A 16,801-nucleotide genomic window follows, 5' to 3' on the forward strand; every position below is an offset into this window, starting at 1 on the left:
CGTACGTCGAGGTCGGGCTGCCCGCGCCCTGCTCGGCGCCGGTTGGTGCTGGTGGACACTCCCGGCACCGACGAGGTCGCCGGCCTCGGCGGTGCGTCGAGGTGGCGGCGCCGCCCGGGCGGACACCGTGCTGCTGGTCTCCGACTCCACCCGGGAACTGTCGGTGGCCGAGCTGGACATGCTGCTGCACGTGATGCGTTCGCACCCGAACGTGGTGGTGGTGCAGAGCAAGACGGATCTGGTGGCCGACTGGCGTACGGTCGCCGAGCGCAACCGGCAGCACCTGGCCGAGGCCGGCGTACCGGCGACGCTGATCCCGGTCTCGGCGACGTTGCGACTGCGCGCCGCCCAGGCCGACGATCGTGCCCTCAACGCCGAGTCCGGCTTCCCCGCACTGATCGCCCGGCTGCAACGCGACCTGGCCGGTAAGGGCGACCACCTGGCCCGCGCGGCGGTGCAGACGGTGGCCCGGACGGTGGTGGAGCAGTTGGCCGCGCCGCTGCGCGCGGAGCTGGCCACCCAGGAGGCCGAGGAGCAGTCCGGCCCGATCTCCCGGCTGCACGCGGCGCAGCGCGAGGTCGACGAGTTGCGCAGGTGCTCGACCCGGTGGCAGAACACCCTCACCGACGAGATCACCGACCTGCTCTCCGACATCGAGCACGACCTGCGCGACCGGACCAGGGAGATCCTGCGCACCGTGGACGAGGCTTTCGACACCGCCGATCCGCTGGTCGCCTGGGACACCTTCGAGGACTGGCTGACGAGAAGCCTGGTGGAGGCGGCACAGGCGAACCACGAGTGGCTGATCCAGCGCTGCGACTGGATCGCCCGCAGGGTGGCCGCCAACTTCGACAGGTACGGCTACGACGTGCTGCCGCCCTGGTCGATGACGATGCCTGACGACATCGGCGACCGGCTGCCCGAGCTGCACCGGCCGACAATCGACCGGTTCACCACCGGCCAGAAGCTGTTCACCGGCATGAAGGGCTCCTACGGCGGCATGCTGATGTTCGGTTTGGCGACCACCCTGGCCGGCATGCCGATGATCAACCCGGTCTCGGTGGGTATCGGCGCGCTCTTCGGCGGCAAGAGCATCCGCGACGAGAGCAAACAGCTGCTCCGTCGTCGGCAGGCGACCGTCAAGGCAGCCATCCAGCGGCACGTGGACGACTTCTTCGTCCGGACGATCCGGGACTGCCGCGACGCCGCCCGACAGGTGCAGCGGATGCTGCGGGACCACTTCACCGGGCTGACCGAGGAACTCCAGGAGGCCATCGTCCAGTCGTTCCGCAGCGCGAAGCAGGAGGCCGACACGGATGCCTCCCTGCGCGACCAACGGCAACGGGAGATCCGGCTGAAGATGACCCGGTTGGCGGCGGTCTACGAGCAGGCCCAGCAGTTGAGTGGCGCCAGTGCCGCCCCGTTGCTGCTGGAGCCGCAGGCATGACGGTGGGGCTGCGCCTGGACGAGGCGGCGTGGGGGCTGCTGCACCAGGCCATCGAGCTCTACCAGGACAATCCCCGGGCCGTGGGGCAGCTGCGGCATCAGGTGGCCCGGTTGGAGCAGCCGCTGCGGATCGCCATCGCCGGTCCGTGGCGGTCCGGCAAGTCGACGGTGCTCAACGCGTTGATGGGGGAGGAGGTCGCCCCGGTCGAGCGGGCGGACGGGGTGTTCACCTGGTACGAGGACGGGCCCGCTCCGCGCGCCACCGCCTACCCGGTTGGTCAGCCCCCGCAGGAGTTGACGGTGGTCAAGTCCGCCACCGGGTTGCGGGTGGATCTGGGCTGGGGCGCGGGGGAGGTCCGCGACATCGTGGTGCAGTGGCCGACCCGGGCGCTGCGCCAGGTCACCCTGATCGACACCCCGGCGGTCACCGGGGGCACCGAGCCGGGCCGGTCGCCGGTGTTGGAGCGGGTCCTGCGCGACTCGGACGCGGTGCTGTACCTGACCCGCGACGGTCGCGACAGCGATCTGCGGGTGTTGGAGTCCGGGCGGGACAGTGTGGTCGGGCAGTCCGCCCCGGTCAATGTGATCCTGGTCCTGTCCCGGGCTGACGAGACCGGCGGAGGTCGGATCGACGGCCTGCTCACCGCACGCCAGCTCGCGCGGCGGCACTACCGCGACCCGAGGGTGAGCACGCTCAGCGTGAACGTGGTGGCGTGCAGTGGGATGATCGGCCTGGCCGGCAGGATGCTCGGCGAGTCGGACTTCGCCGCGCTCGCGACCCTGGCCCAGGTGCCCCGGTCCGAGTTGGACGCCCACCTGATCTCCGCTGACCGCTTCCTCCGCGGCGAGCTGCCGGTTCGACTGGAGGCCGAGGTGCGGGCCGCGCTGCTGGCTCGGCTGGGGCTCTTCGGTGTCCGGCTGGCGGCCACCCTGGTCCGCAGTGGGTTCGACAGCCGGGTGAAGCTCTCCGCCGAGTTGATCCGGCGCAGCGGTCTGACCGAGCTGCGCGAGTCACTGACCCGCTGTTTCATCGATCGCCGCGACGCGCTCAAGGCCCGGACCGCGCTGGCCGCGGTGGAGGCGTTGCTGCGGGCCGAGCCCACCCGAGGCTCGGCCGAGCTGGTCGGCGCGGTCGAGCAGATCCTCACCGGTGCGCACGAGTTCCGGGAGCTCCGCCTGCTGGTGGCGCTGCGCAACACCCGGCTGGGGTTCGACGCGGAGTTGGCCGCCGAGGCGCAGCGGCTGGTGGGTGGCAACGGGGTGGGTCTCGCCGCCCGGCTCGGTGTCGAGCACGACGCGACCGCGCAGCGGCTCTGGGAGGTCGCCTCCGACGCGCAGTGGCGTTGGCGGGACCGGGCGGAGGATCCGCTGCTGCCGCTGGCGCAGCGGCGCGGCGCCCAGGTCGTCGTCCGCAGCTGCGAGGGGATGATCGCCGAGCTGGCCGCGGGTGGCCGCTGACCGGGTCTCGTCCCAAGTGGGTGCGGGGACGGCCAGCACGGCCGTCCCCGCCGGAGGCGGTGGCCTCAGCGCGGTTGGTACGTCTGGCAGTCGGCGATGTCCTGGCCCGGGCCCACCCGGATGGACGGCGCGTGGCACTCCAGCTCGGCGTTGTGCTGGCAGTCGGCGCGCTCTTGCCTAACCGGGCGGGCCGGCTGATCTCCGCACCCGGTTCGTGGCCCGAAAACCGTTATTCGATCTTGCCCGGCACGGTCGCCTCTGAGCTGCGGAGATAACGCTCTCACGGATGGTGGGAGAGTGCTTGACGCGGTCGTGATCCGAACGCAACGATGCATGCACATGTCTCGTCCCACCGTCCAGGCGTGATCGGCGCACGCCGTCCCCCCGCACCGCGAAAGGACCCCCACCGTGCGCAGACCCCTGAGATCGTGGCTCGGCGTCGCGCTGAGCGCGATCCTCGTGGCCAGCGGCATCGTCGCCTCGCCACCCACCGCCAGCGCCGCACCGTTCGCCGTGCTGGTGTTCAGCAAGACCGCCGGATTCCGGCACGGATCCATCACCCCGGGCATCGCCGCCATCCAGCAACTCGGCGCGGCCAACGGCTTCACCGTCGAGGCCACCGAGGACGCCGCCCAGTTCACCGACGCCAACCTGGACCGGTTCGCCGCGGTGATCTGGCTGTCCACCACCGGTGACGTGCTCAACGCCGCCCAGCAGGCCGCCTTCGAGCGCTACATCACCGGCGGCGGCGGCTACGTGGGCGTGCACGCCGCCTCCGACACCGAGTACGACTGGCAGTGGTACGGCGGGTTGGTCGGGGCGTACTTCGCCTCGCACCCGGCCGAGCAGACCGTCACGGTCAAGGTGGCCGACCAGGTGCACCCGTCCACCGCGACGCTGCCGCAGCGGTGGAGCCGCTTCGACGAGCTGTACAACTACCGCACCAACCCCCGGGGCAACGCGCACGTGCTGGCCACCCTGGACGAGAGCACCTACACCGGCGGCAGCATGGGCGCCGACCACCCGATCTCCTGGTGCCAGAACTACTCCGGCGGTCGAGCCTGGTACACCGGCCTGGGCCACACCGACGCGTCGTACTCCGAGGCGAGCTTCCGCCAGCACCTGCTCGGCGGTATCCAGACCGCTGCCGGCGCTGTCGACGCCGACTGTGGACCCACCGTCACCAGCAGCTTCCAACAGGTGGAGCTGGCCAAGGGCGCGGCCGAGACCGGCGAGCCGATGAGCCTCACCGTGCTGCCCGACCGGGGCGTGCTGCACACCTCCCGCGACGGCGTGATCAGGCACACCGACGCCGCCGGCAACACCAAGATCGCCGGCACCCTGCCGGTCTACACCGGCGACGAGGAAGGCCTACAGGGCATCAAGGCCGACCCGAACTTCGCCACCAACCGCTGGGTGTACGCCTACTACGCGCCCCCGCTCAGCACCCCCGGCGGCGGCGCGCCAGCCACCGGCACCCCCGCCGACTTCGCCGTCTGGGACGGCGTCAACCGGCTCGCCCGGTTCACCGTGAACGCGGACAACACCATCAACCTGGCCAGCGAGACGCTGATCCTGAACGTGCCGACCAGCCGGGGCATGTGCTGCCACGTCGGCGGTGACATGGACTTCGACGCGGCGGGCAACCTCTACCTGTCCACCGGCGACGACACCAACCCGTTCGACTCGGCCGGCTTCACCCCGATCGACGAGCGGGCCGGCCGCAACCCGGCCTTCGACGCGCAGCGCACCTCGGCGAACAGCAACGACCTGCGCGGCAAGGTCCTCCGGATCAAGCCGAGCGCGGCCGGCGGCTACACCATCCCGGCCGGCAACATGTTCGCCCCCGGCACCGCCCGGACCCGTCCGGAGATCTACGCGATGGGGTTCCGCAACCCGTTCCGGATGAGCGTGGACAAGGCCACCGGCATCGTCTACCTCGGTGACTACGGTCCCGACGCGGGCACCGCCGACCCGAACCGGGGGCCGGCGGGCAACGTGGAGTTCGCCCGGATCGACCGGCCCGGCTTCTACGGCTGGCCGTACTGCACCGCCCGCAACGACGCGTACAACGACTACACCTTCCCGTCCGGGCCGTCCGGAGCGAAGTTCAACTGCGCGGGCGGGCCGGTCAACAACTCGCCCAACAACACCGGCATCACCCAGCTGCCGGCGGCCATCCCGGCCTGGTTGCCGTACGGCGGCTCCGGCTCGCCGCCGGAGTTCACCGGCGGTGGCCTGTCGCCGATGGGCGGCCCGGTCTACCGGTACGACCCGAACAACACCTCGCCCGTGGCGTTCCCCGAGTACTACGACGGGACCTACTTCGCCGGTGAGTTCGGTCGCCGCTGGATCAAGAACATCAAACTCGACGCGTCCGGCCAACCGCTGAAGATCAACCCGTTCCCGTGGACCGGCACCCAGGTGATGGACATGGAGTTCGGCCCGGACGGCGCGCTCTACGTGCTCGACTACGGCACCGGCTGGTTCAACGGCGACGCCAACTCGGCGCTCTACCGCATCGAGTACGCCCGCGAGGGCAGAGCGCCCATCGCGAAGGTGTCCGCCACCCCGACCAGTGGCACCGCACCGCTGACCGTGGCGTTCTCCTCGGCCGGCACCCTCGACCCGGACGGCGACCCGTTCAGCTACGCCTGGGACTTCGACAACAACGGCAGCACCGACTCGACCGCGGCGAGCCCGAGCTTCACGTACACCACGAACGGGACCCGCAGCCCGACGTTGACGGTCCGGGACAGCACCGGCAAGACGGCCACCGCGAGCGTGGTCGTCACGGTCGGCAACAGCGCCCCGGTGGTCACCGTGAACACTCCGCTGAACGGGCAGACCTTCACCTTCGGGGACGCGGTGCCGTTCACCGTGACCGTCACCGACGCCCAGGACGGTGCGGTCAACTGCGCCCGGGTCAAGGTGAACTACGTCCTCGGCCACGACTCGCACGGCCACCAGCTCGGCAGCGTGCAGGGCTGCTCCGGGGTCATCCAGACCTCGGCCGACGGCGAGCACGACACGGCGGCGAACATCTTCGGCATCATCGACGCCGAGTACACCGACCTGGGTGGGGGCGGCCAGCCGGCGCTGACCACGCACACCCAGGCGGTGCTGCAACCTCGGGTACGCCAGGCCGAGCACTTCGGTGACTCGTCCGGCATCCAGATCGTCGCCGGGGCGGCGGGGCACGGCGGCGCGGCGGTCGGCTACGTCGACAACAACGACTGGATCTCGTTCCGCCCGTACAACCTGACCGGCATCCAGTCGTTCAGCGCCCGGGTCGGTGCCCCGGCCGGCGGTGGCGGCACGTTGGAGTTGCGGGTCGACTCGCCCACCGGGCCGCTGGTCGGCTCGGCCACCGTCACACCCACCGGCGGGTACGCCACCTTCGCCACGGTCACCGGCGGGGTGACCGCCCCGACCGGCACCCGCACGCTGTTCCTGGTCTTCAAGGGCACCGGCCCGTACTTCGACATCGACGAGTTCACCCTCTCCACCAGCCCCGGCGGGCCGGGGCCGGACCCGGACCCCGACCCGGATCCCGAGCCGGGCGCGAACCTGGCTCGGGGCAAGCCGGCGCGGGCGTCCAGCTTCGAGGGCGCGTTCGTCGCGGCGAACGCGTTCGACGGCGCGGCCGGCACCCGTTGGGGCAGCGCGTTCGGTGACCCGCAGTGGATCGACGTGGACCTCGGTGCCACGTACTCCATCGGGCGGGTCAAGCTGACCTGGGAGGCGGCCTACGGCAGCGGATACCAGATCCAGACCTCGCCGGACGGGGTCAACTTCACCACGATCCGCACGGTGACCGGCGGCGACGGTGGCGTGGACGACCTCACCGGGCTGACCGGCTCCGGCCGCTACGTCCGGCTTCTCGGCACCAGTCGGGGAACGGCCTGGGGCTACTCGCTGTTCGAGTTCGAGGTGTACGGCTCGACCGGCGGCCCGAGCGGTCCGGGCGGCAACCTGCTGTTGAACAAGCCGACGACGACGTCCAGCAACGAGGGGGCCGACGTGACCGGCGCGCAGGCGGTGGACGGCAGCCTCACCACCCGCTGGTCCAGCACCTTCGCCGACCCGCAGTGGATCCGGGTCGACCTCGGCAGCGCCACCGCGATCGGCCGGGTCAAACTGAGCTGGGAGGCGGCGTACAGCAGCGCGTACCAGATCCAGATCTCGAACGACGGCACCACCTGGACCACCGTCAAGACGGTGACCGGCGCCGACGGCGGGGTGGACGAACACACCGGGCTCGGGGCCAACGGCCGTTACCTACGGATCAACGGCACCGCCCGGGGCACCGGGTACGGCCACTCCCTCTGGGAGTTGGAGGCGTACGCGAGCTGAACCGGCACCGCTGACGTGGCCGGCACGGTCCTCCGTGCCGGCCACCTCCGTCACCCACCTGCTGGGCGTCGGCGCTCGGCTTGCCGATCAAGCAGGTCAGTCGTCGGCGACGGCCACCGGTTCCGAGCCGATACAGCGCACCTTCAACTCGTACTCCCGGCCCGCCCCCTGGAAGGTGACCTCGACGTCGTCGTCCGGGCCCCGGTCCACGTCGCGGACCCGGTAACCCTGCGCCGGCGCCCAGGAGACGAGGCGTACCCCGCCGGCGCCGCACTCGGCCACGGCGGTGCCACCGTCGGTCGCGAACCCCCGGCGGACCCCGGAGCTGGCGCTCGGCGCGGTCGACGCGGTGCGGTTCGGGCCCGGCGCGGTCGACGCGGTGCTGGTCGGTGCCGGCTCGGGTGCGGCGAGCGCCCGTTCGATCTCCGCCTCGCTGCGCACCCGCCCGGGTCGGCCGGCTGATGCTCTCGCCCACCAACCGGATCGCGCCCAACCCGATCAGGTGGCCACCGCGACGGTGGCCACCCACCCGGCGGCGACGAGGATCGAACGGACGGCCCATCTCGTCGACTATCCCCGATCCACGGTTGTGGTGAGCACATCCGGAGGCTAAGGCACGGTTAAGGTCCGGCTCACCGCCAACGGCACCGGTTAGCCTGCCAGCTGTGGCCCGCCTGCTGCTCATCGAGGACGACCTGACCATCCGTACCCCGCTGATCCGAGCGTTGCGGGAACGCGGCCACGCGGTGGCGGCGGCCTCCACCGCGATGGCCGGGCTCCGCGACGCGCTGGAGGACCGGCCCGACCTCGTCGTGCTCGACCTCGGTCTGCCCGACCTGGACGGGCGGGAACTGCTGCGGATGCTGCGCGCGGTCAGCTCGGTGCCGGTCATCGTGGCCACCGCGCGCGACGACGAGACCGAGATCGTCCGGGTGCTCGACGCGGGCGCCGACGACTACGTGGTCAAGCCGTTCACCGCGGCGCAGCTCGACGCGCGCGCCCGGGCGGTGCTGCGCCGGGGCCCCGGCGGAGCCGACGCGCGGGAGGCGGCGCTCGTCGTCGGTGGGCTCCGCGTCGACCCCCGGGCCCGTCAGGTCACCCTGGACGGGGTGGCGGTGGAGCTGACGCCGCGCGAGTTCGACCTGCTGCACCACCTCGCCGGCCGGCCCGGCCAGGTGGTCACCAAACGTGAGCTGCTCACCGAGGTCTGGCAGATCCCGTACGGCGGCGCCGACAAGACCGTCGACGTGCACCTGTCCTGGTTGCGGCGCAAGTTGGGGGAGAACGCGCAGCAACCTCGCTACCTGCACACCGTGCGGGGTGTCGGGGTACGTCTCGAGGCGCCGGCGGCGCAGCCGTGAGGATCCGCCTCGCGTTGCTGGTCGCCGCAGTCAGCGTGCTCACCCTCATCGCGTTCCTGGTGCCGTTGGCGTTGTTGGTCCGCACCGTCGCCGAGGACCGGGCCACAGTGCGGGCCACCGCCGACGCGCAGAGCCTGGTGCCGGTGGTCGGCACCGCCGACGCGGCGACCATCCGGCTCACCGTCGAGCAACTCGCAGCGGAGTCGGGGCGACCGGTGAGCGTCTTTCTCCCGGACGGCACGGTGCTCGGCGCCCAGACACCCCGTACCCCGGCGGTGGCCCTGGCCGCGCGCGGCCAGAGCCTCACCGGGGAGTCGGCGGCCGGCCGGGAGGTGGTCATCGCCGTGCAGGGACGGTCGGACGGCACCGGGGTGATCCGGATCGTGGTGCCGCACCACGAGCTGACCGCCGGGGTCACCCGAGCGTGGTTGGTGCTGGCGCTGCTCGGCGTGATTCTGGTGCTGATCGGTCTGGCGGTCGCCGACCGACTGGCGCGCACCCTGGTCCGGCCGATCAGCGACCTCTCGGCCGTCTCGCACCGGCTGGCCAGGGCCGAACTGGACGCCCGGGTCACCCCGGCCGGACCGCCCGAGCTGCGCGAGGTGGCCGGTGCGCTCAACCATCTCGCCACCCGGATCCAGGTGCTCCTGGTGCAGGAGCGCGAACAGGTCGCCGACCTGTCCCACCAGTTGCGGACCCCGCTGACGGCGTTGCGGTTGGAGGCGGAGTCGTTGCGTGACCCGGACGACGCCGCCCGGATCACCGCCGCCACGGACGGGCTCGAACGCGCGGTCACCGGGCTGATCCGGCAGGCCCGGTGGCGGCAGGCACCGGCGGCGCGCCCGGCCTCGTCCGACGCGGCGACGCTCGTCGCCGAGCGGGTCGCGTTCTGGTCGGTGCTGGCCGAGGACACCGGCCGGGCCGTCACTCTCGACCTGGCGCCCGGCCCGCTTCCGGTCGGTGTGGCCGCCGACAACCTGACGGCGGCAGTGGACGCCCTGCTCGGCAACGTCTTCGCGCACACCCCCGACGGCACGCCGTTCGCGGTCCGACTCGCCAGCGAGGCGGGGGAGGTGGTGCTCACCGTCGCCGACCAGGGCCCCGGGATGCCGGCCGGGGCGGTGCGGCGGGGTGCCAGCGCGGCCGGCTCCACCGGCCTCGGGCTTGACATCGCCAGGCGCGCCGCGCAGGCCGCCGGTGGTCGGCTGGAGGTGCGGGGCGCTCCGGGCGGCGGCGCGCGGGTGGTGCTCCGGCTTGGGCCGCCGACGGCATGGCGGGAGGCATAGGCCCGGCGGTGCCGGGTAGCTGCCAGTCATGGCGCGGTACACGAAACCCGAGCTCAGAGAGCAGATCAAGGCGGAGATCCAGGCCTCCGACAAGGGCGGCCGGCCGGGTCAGTGGTCGGCGCGCAAGTCGCAGCTGGTCACTCAGGAGTACAAGCGGCGCGGCGGTGGTTTCCTGGGCCAAAAGGACGAACGGCAGAAGTCGCTACAGCGCTGGGGTAACGAGAAGTGGCAGACCAAGGAGGGCGACACCCGGGCCCGCAAGGACGGCACGACGAGCCGTTACCTGCCCAAGAAGGCCTGGGACGAGATGTCGGAGAGCCAGAAGCGCGCGACCGACACCAAGAAGCGGGAGGCCTCCCGGACCGGTAAGCAGTACGTGGCCAACACCGGGCCCGCCAAGCGGGCGCGACGCGACGCCACCACCGCCGGCCGGATGTCGGAGATGTCGGTCGCCGAGGCGACCAAGCTGGTCCGTGGCCTCGACACCCGACAGCTCGGACCGCCCTGCGCAACGAGCGGCCAGCAAGGACCGCAAGACGCTCGTCCAGCGGCTGGAGGCGGAGCTGAACCGGCGTGGCTGACCCGGCGGCCTTAACCCGGCCTTAGTGTCCGGACAGCGCGGTGCTATCCCGATCCGACCGATCCTCGAAGTCGACAACCGAGGAAAGGTGGACACCACGATGAGGCGCACCAATCTGCTCCTGGCGACGGTCGGCGGGTCGGCGGTGCTGGCGGCGGCCGGGGTCACGCTCGGCGTCACCGCCGCGAACGACTCGCGCACCGGCACGACACTCGCCGCGGCGACCGTCACGCCGACGCCCGACGACACCGCCACGCCCGCGCCGACGACCAGCGGTTCGTCGTCGGCCGGCACCCCATCGGGTACGCCGTCGAGCGGCTCTCCGTCGGCGGGCGGTTCTCCGTCGGCGGGCGGTTCTCCGTCGGCTGGCGCGCCGGCCGGTGCCGCAGTGGACGAGAAGCGCGCCGGGGAGATCGCGCTCGCCAGGGCCGGCGGCGGTCAGATCGTCGAGGTCGAGGCCGAGCAGGAGCACGGCCGCCCGGTCTGGAGCGTCGAGATCGTCGCTGGCGACACCGAGCACGAGGTGGACGTCGACCGGGACAACGGTTCGGTGGTCAAGGCCGAGCAGGAGCCGGTCGACGACGACGACGATGACGACAGCTCCGACGACGACTGACCGTCACATGCCGCCGCCCGCCACGGGAAGCAACCCGAGGCGGGCGGCGGCACCGGGTTGTGGCGCAGGTGCCCGTGACGCTGGTTCAGCCCGTCACGCCGCCGCAACCCGTCGCGCTGGCTCAGATGGCGACGCGCTGCTCCTGAACCACCGGTTGGTCCTGGGCGAACTGGGTGCGGTACAGCTCGTGGTACCGGCCGCCCGCGGCGAGTAGGTCACTGTGGCGCCCGCGTTCGACGATGCGTCCGTCCTCGACGACGAGGATCTGGTCGGCCGCCCGGATGGTGGAGAGCCGGTGTGCGATGACCACGCTCGTGCGGCCGGTCAGGGCTTCGGCGAGGGCGTCCTGAACCGCCGCCTCCGAGGTGGAGTCCAGGTGCGCGGTCGCTTCGTCGAGGATGACCACCCGCGGACGGGCCAGCAGCAGCCGCGCGATGGTGAGCCGTTGCCGCTCCCCACCGGACAGGCGGTAGCCGCGTTCGCCGACGACGGTGTCCAGCCCGTCGGGAAGCGAGCGGATCAGACCGTCGAGCCGGGCCCGCCGGAGTACGTCCCACATCTCGTCCTCGGTCGCATCCGGCCGGGCGAACGCCAGGTTGGCCCGGATGCTCTCGTGGAACAGGTGCCCGTCCTGGGTGACCACGCCCAACGCCGTCCGGATCGACTCGGCCGACAGGTCGCGTACGTCGACGTCGGCGAGCTTCACCGTGCCGTCCTCGACGTCGTACAGGCGCGGCACCAGCTGCGCGATCGTCGACTTGCCGGCCCCGGAGGAGCCGACGAGCGCGACCATCTGCCCCGCCTCGGCGCGGAACGACACCCCGTGCAGCACGTCCTCACCGCCGCGCGTGTCGAGCTTCGCCACGTCCTCCAGGGACGCGAGCGACACCTTGTCCGCCGAGGGGTAGCCGAACCGAACCCCGTCGAACTCGACCGAGACCGGCCCGTCCGGAAGGGGGCGGGCGTCGGGTCGGTCCAGGATCAGCGGCTTGAGGTCGAGGATCTCGAACACCCGCTCGAAGCTCACCAGCGCGCTCATCACCTCGACCCGGGCACTGGCCAGCGACGTCAACGGTGCGTAGAGCCGCGACAGCAGCAGCGCGAGCGCCACCACCGTCCCGGCGTCGAGGCTGCCCCGCAGGGCGTAGAAGCCACCGAGCCCGTAGACCAGGGCCAGCGCCAACGAGCCGACGACGGTGAGGGCGGTGATGAAGACCCACTGGAGCATGGCGGAACGGACGCCGATGTCGCGCACCCGTCGGGCCCGCGCCGCGAACTCGGCGGACTCCTCGTCCGGCCGCCCGTACAGCTTGACCAGGGTGGCGCCGGGGGCCGAGAAGCGCTCGGTCATCCGGGTGCCCATGGCCGCGTTGTGCTCGGCCGCCTCGCGCTGCAACTGGGCGAGCCGTGCACCCATCCGCCGGGCCGGCAGGACGAAGATGGGCAGCAGGACGAGCGCCAGCAACGTGATCTGCCAGGAGAAGCTGAGCATCACCGCCAACGTCAGGGTCAGCGTGACCGCGTTGCCGACCACACTCGACAGGGTCCCGCTGAAGGCTCGCTGCGCGCCGATCACGTCGTTGTTCAACCGGCTGACCAGCGCCCCGGTGCGGGTCCGGGTGAAGAACGCCACCGGCATCCGCTGGACGTGGTCGAAGACCGCGGTCCGCAGCTGAACGATCAGGCCCTCACCGATGCTCGCGGAGAGGAATCGGGTCAGCAGACCCAGGCCGGCCTCGGCGAGGGCGATCAGCGCGATCAGCACCGCCAACCGGATCACCACGCTGCTGTCCGCGCCGTCGACGATCGCGTCGACCACTCGGCCGGCGAGAACGGGCGCCGCCACGGTGAGCGCCGCCGTCACCACGCTCAGCAGCAGGAATCTGACGATCAGAGCCCGATGTGGTCGGGCGAACCGGGCGATCCGCTTCAGTGTGGCGCGGGACAGTGGTCGCTCGTCCTTGGCGTTCATCGCGTGGTGCAGGGACGTCCACGCGGTAACTTCCATGCTCATGCATTACCTCCGATACGGAAGGTTAGGACCTCATCCAAGCTTGAGGTCAACTCACCGCGCCGAATGCTCCACCTCGGCGCGGATCTGACCAAACACTCCGTGCGGGTCGTCGCTCTCCGCGAACCCGAAGAGGGTCACCATGCCGACCGTGTGGTCGTCGCTCCACCCGCAGACGTCGACGCGGATCGCCGGGTTGCCCTGACCGGTGCCGCAGGCGGCCGCCCCGCCCAGGGGACCCGGCAGGATGGGTCCCACGTCGGTGACGTTCGGCAGTCCGGCGAAGAGCTTTTCCAGCGTCGCGGTCGGATCGGTGATCGTGCCGGAGACCGCGCTGATCAGGATTGCCCGCTGGTCGTCGTGGGGAATGTGCAGTCCGAGCTCCTCGGAGTACACCTCCTCGGCCCGGACGTAGGCAGTGCCCATCGCGCTGGTGGTTTCGGTGCTGAGCAGCTTCCTGAGGTTGCCCATGCTCCGCTCGGCGGCGTCGCGCCGAGGCCGAAAGACGGATTCGGTCCAGGTCCCCAGGAGCTTGGCCGGCTTGTCGATGCGCATCGCCACAGCGGAGGGCGACGGCTGCGCAGCGGCTGCCGGCGCGGGGGTGTCAGCCTGCTCCGTACACGCGGTGATGCCCAGCAGGACCGCCGATGCCAGTACACCGACGAGTGCTGCGCGGACCCGCCTGCTGCGCGTCATGAGCCCCACCCCGTTCCGTCTCTGGCGCGCAACGATCGCACGTCACCCGCCGATGACGGCGGTGCGGGTCGGCCTGCTGCCGCCCAGGAACGCGCCGGGGTTGTCAGGCCGCGCCGGGGTTGTCAGGCCGCGCCGGGGTTGTCAGGGCGCACGGGCTGCCGGCCGACCGGCGCGATGTGTGGTCGGTGTCGGCTGGCCGTGTCTATGTTCGTCGGTGGTAGTGGTTGCGACGGGGAAGTTGTTCGGGGTCGAGCCATGCCGGCGGCACGAACTCCGGCTGGCCGTCGTCGCCGAGGCGGACGGCCCAGGCGGTGTGGTGTAGGTGTCGGTGGTGGTGGCCGCAGAGCAGCACGGCGTTGTCGAGGCTGGTCGGGCCGCCGTCGGCCCAGTGGCGGATGTGGTGGGCGTCGCACCAGCGCGGTGGGCGGTCGCAGCCGGGGAAGGCGCAACCGCCGTCGCGCAGCACCAGGGCCCGGCGCAGCGGCCCGGTGACGAGTCGGCGTTGCCGACCCACGTCGAGAACCTGGCCGGCGCGCCGAGCACGGCGGGCAGGATGGTGGCCTCGCAGGCGAGCCGGCGTACGGTCTCGGCAGTGAGTCGGAGGCCGGTGTCGAGGGTGCCAGCGTCGAGTTGCCCGACGAGAGCGTCATAGCTCGTGGTGACGACGATCTGAGCGGGGTCGCCACCACTCTCGGGTAGCTCGCCGGTGCGCAGGGCGAGTCGGCACACGTCGGCGAGGGCGTCGTGGCGGCGTTGCCCGGCGCAGCGGCTGTCGTCGGGGCCGGACGGCGTGGTCAACGGGTCGATGGCGGCGCGCAGCAGGGCGGCGGTCTCGGTGTCGAGGGTGCCGGTGAGTCGCAGGCGGCCGTCGGTCTGGGTGGCGAGGGTGAGGTGCCGGTCGCGGGCGGTGCGGCGCTCGTCGGCTTCCAGCGCGGCTTTGGCGGCGGTGTCGGCGAGGTCGGGGGCGACGTGGTCGAGAATCCGGGCGCCCAACCGCCGCAGCAGGGTCGGGTCGAACTGCCCGGCCCACTCGACCAGCACGCCTACGGCTTTGTCGGCGGCCTCGGTGCCGGCGGTCGCGTGCACGGTGGTGACGGTGTCGGCGATGACCCGGGCCTGTTCCGCGCTGATGGTGGCATCGGCGAGTGCTCGTCGTACCCCGGGGTTGGTGGTGTCCAGAGCCGCGGCGAGGTCGACGAGCCGGCGGGCGGCGGGGACGGTGACCCGTAGTCGTTCGCGTAGCCAAACGGCGGTCGACGACGCGCCCTGCGCGGTGGGTGTGCCGCGCCCGTCGAGCTCGCGGATCAGGGCTAGTTTGACCGCGGCGAGGCGTTGCTCCAGGCGGTGCGCGGCGTCGAGGGCGGCGGTCAGGTGGTCGTCGGTCAGGGGCCACAGTGCCGCGTCGCGCAGGCGGCGATGGCGTCGTCTGCCTGCGCCAACTCCTCGACCACGACCCGAGATTAGAACAGAGGTACGACATTTCTCAGTCATCATGATCGATGAAAGCGCCGGACTGTGGCGAGCTGTCCCGATGGGGCAGCGTGTCCGGCTCGCGTGGCACGCTCATCTCGATGACATCAGCGTCCGTGAACGTCCCGATGCGGGTTGCTTCGCTATCGCCGACGTGCAGAGGCAGCTCTTCGGTCGCCCGAGCACGGTGTGCCAGGTGGGTGTCGCCATGAGGGACCGGCGACCGGAGCGGCGGCAGCGAGCCATCGTGGGAACCACAGTTCCCAACGACTCACGATCTGGCCTGCCGGTGATCGCTCCACTGCCCCGAGCGTCATCCGGCTCGGGCAACAGCGGAGCGATCACCGCTCACGCGGCGTCAGTCAACGCGACTAGCCGATGCGGAACTGTTCGCCGTAGACGGCGAACACCAGTGGCGTGTTCAGGTTGAAGTTGCCGTTGTTCAGGAACACCCGCTGGGCCGTGTCGACGCGGGAGGTGTCCGAGTGGGCCTCCTCCTTCTTCATCTCGATGACCCGCTCGTCGAGGAAGGCGTTGAGCCAGGTCCGTTCGTCGCCGCCCTGGGCCGGCGGCTTGGCCCGGGCGAGCGCGCGACTGCGGATCTGACGCATCCCCTCGTACCCGTGCATGACGGCCGCGTCGTAGTAGGCGAACTGGCCGAGCGCGCGGACCTGGTCGTTCTTGCCGTCGCGGACCGACGGGTTGAAGTAGACCCGGTCCCGCTCGGCCTCCTGGGCGGCGCGGAACACCGAGTCGTTGGCCGCGGTGCGCCAGTCGCGGGGGAAGTTCGGGTCGAGACCCGAGTGCGACGGGGTGCCGTTCACCGCGCGCAGCGCCGGCAGGTAGCCGGCCAGCACGTTGCCGGGCTTGGTGTTCGTGTACGCCTGGACCAGTTCGAGCATGTCGCCGGTGCCGGAGCAGAAGCCGATGATGCCGGCGGTGTAGCCGCGCCCGTCGCCGATGTCCTCGATGTAGGAGAACTGCGCACGCCAGTCGAGCGAGGAGTTCTCCGCGGCCGAGACGAGCTGCATGGCGACGTCCTTCTTCGCCGGGTCGTCGAGGTTGGTGCCGGTCGGGGTGGTGGGCGGGGGAGTGGTGGGAGTGCCGCCGCCGGGCAGCGTCCACTGCTGGTTGCTGGTGCCGCCGCAGGTCCAGATCTGCAACCGGGCGCCGTTCGCGGTGCTCCGGTCGGTGACGTCGAGGCACTTGCTGGAGGCGGTGTTGACGAGCGCGCCGTTGCTGGCGGTCCACTTCTGCGCGCCGCTGTTGTTGCAGTCGTACAGCTGCACCTTCGCGCCGTTGGCGGTCGACGCGGCGGTGACGTCGAGGCACTTGCCGAGCGCCCGGATCGAGTTGTCGGTGTTGCCGACGGTCCACGTCTGGGCCGCGCTGCCGTTGCAGTCGTAGAGCTGGACGGCGGTGCCGTTGGCCGGGTTGGCGCCGGCGACGTCGACGCACTTGCCGGCGAGGCCGGTGATCGGGCCGGCGGCGGCGGCGCTCGCCGACGGCAGGCCGTAGCCG

The 16,801-nt window shown here is 71.6% G+C and carries 10 protein-coding genes and 2 pseudogenes; 7 read left to right on the plus strand and 5 right to left on the minus strand.

Annotation, left to right across the window (positions count from 1 at the left end; translation table 11 throughout):
- The 3 genes from JM949_RS23210 to JM949_RS23220 form a co-directional block, all read left to right on the plus strand.
- Positions 1 to 1,447 (plus strand): P-loop NTPase family protein (locus tag JM949_RS23210; protein ID WP_203150456.1); only part of this gene is annotated, 1,447 nt, incomplete at its 5' end.
- The gene (locus JM949_RS23215) at positions 1,444 to 2,904 is read left to right on the plus strand and encodes a P-loop NTPase family protein (protein ID WP_203150457.1); all 1,461 of its coding nucleotides are present in this window, start codon (positions 1,444 to 1,446) and stop codon (positions 2,902 to 2,904) included. The genes JM949_RS23210 and JM949_RS23215, both read left to right, overlap by 4 nt.
- Before the next feature lie 408 nt (positions 2,905 to 3,312).
- Complete coding sequence (locus JM949_RS23220; protein WP_203150458.1) at positions 3,313 to 7,260, plus strand: ThuA domain-containing protein; 3,948 nt, start codon at positions 3,313 to 3,315, stop codon at positions 7,258 to 7,260.
- A gap of 96 nt (positions 7,261 to 7,356) precedes the next feature.
- Here JM949_RS23220 and JM949_RS23225 read toward each other — a convergent pair whose 3' ends face one another.
- Positions 7,357 to 7,701, minus strand: a complete 345-nt coding sequence (locus JM949_RS23225) for a septum formation initiator (protein WP_203150459.1) — start codon at positions 7,699 to 7,701, stop codon at positions 7,357 to 7,359.
- Positions 7,702 to 7,925: 224 nt separating this feature from the next.
- Between JM949_RS23225 and JM949_RS23230 the strand changes: the two genes are divergently transcribed.
- The 4 genes and pseudogenes from JM949_RS23230 (at position 7,926) to JM949_RS23245 (ending at position 11,103) form a co-directional block, all read left to right on the plus strand.
- Complete coding sequence (locus JM949_RS23230) at positions 7,926 to 8,621, plus strand: response regulator transcription factor (protein WP_203150460.1); 696 nt, start codon at positions 7,926 to 7,928, stop codon at positions 8,619 to 8,621.
- Complete coding sequence (locus JM949_RS23235; RefSeq protein ID WP_203150461.1) at positions 8,618 to 9,907, plus strand: sensor histidine kinase; 1,290 nt, start codon at positions 8,618 to 8,620, stop codon at positions 9,905 to 9,907. Before JM949_RS23230 ends, JM949_RS23235 begins: the two co-directional genes overlap by 4 nt.
- A 28-nt stretch (positions 9,908 to 9,935) precedes the next feature.
- Positions 9,936 to 10,488, plus strand: a pseudogene (locus tag JM949_RS23240) (DUF5872 domain-containing protein).
- Between the two features lie 99 nt (positions 10,489 to 10,587).
- Positions 10,588 to 11,103, plus strand: a complete 516-nt coding sequence (locus JM949_RS23245) for a PepSY domain-containing protein (RefSeq protein ID WP_203150462.1) — start codon at positions 10,588 to 10,590, stop codon at positions 11,101 to 11,103.
- Between the two features lie 121 nt (positions 11,104 to 11,224).
- Here the strand turns inward: JM949_RS23245 and JM949_RS23250 are convergent, their stop codons facing one another.
- The 4 genes and pseudogenes from JM949_RS23250 to JM949_RS37600 all read right to left on the minus strand — a co-directional run.
- Complete coding sequence (locus JM949_RS23250) at positions 11,225 to 13,117, minus strand: ABC transporter ATP-binding protein (protein WP_203150463.1); 1,893 nt, start codon at positions 13,115 to 13,117, stop codon at positions 11,225 to 11,227.
- Between the two features lie 51 nt (positions 13,118 to 13,168).
- Positions 13,169 to 13,810 (minus strand): hypothetical protein, encoded by a 642-nt coding sequence (locus tag JM949_RS23255; RefSeq protein ID WP_203150464.1) that lies wholly within the window; start codon positions 13,808 to 13,810, stop codon positions 13,169 to 13,171.
- Positions 13,811 to 14,012: 202 nt separating this feature from the next.
- Positions 14,013 to 15,261, minus strand: a pseudogene (locus JM949_RS23260) (DUF222 domain-containing protein).
- Between the two features lie 390 nt (positions 15,262 to 15,651).
- Positions 15,652 to 16,801, minus strand: a 1,150-nt coding sequence (locus JM949_RS37600; RefSeq protein WP_238433722.1) for a chitosanase, incomplete at its 5' end; no start/stop codon positions are given.

It is taken from the genome of Micromonospora tarensis, from assembly GCF_016803395.1.
Taxonomy (GTDB): domain Bacteria; phylum Actinomycetota; class Actinomycetes; order Mycobacteriales; family Micromonosporaceae; genus Micromonospora; species Micromonospora tarensis.

What these genes read in the sequence shown, in the direction of transcription:
- JM949_RS23255 (WP_203150464.1), bottom strand. Translation starts at nt 13,810, where the DNA reads ATGACGCGCAGCAGGCGGGTCCGCGCAGCACTCGTCGGTGTACTGGCA.
- JM949_RS23215 (WP_203150457.1), top strand. Translation starts at nt 1,444, where the DNA reads ATGACGGTGGGGCTGCGCCTGGACGAGGCGGCGTGGGGGCTGCTGCAC.
- JM949_RS23245 (WP_203150462.1), top strand. Translation starts at nt 10,588, where the DNA reads ATGAGGCGCACCAATCTGCTCCTGGCGACGGTCGGCGGGTCGGCGGTG.
- JM949_RS23250 (WP_203150463.1), bottom strand. Translation starts at nt 13,117, where the DNA reads ATGAGCATGGAAGTTACCGCGTGGACGTCCCTGCACCACGCGATGAAC.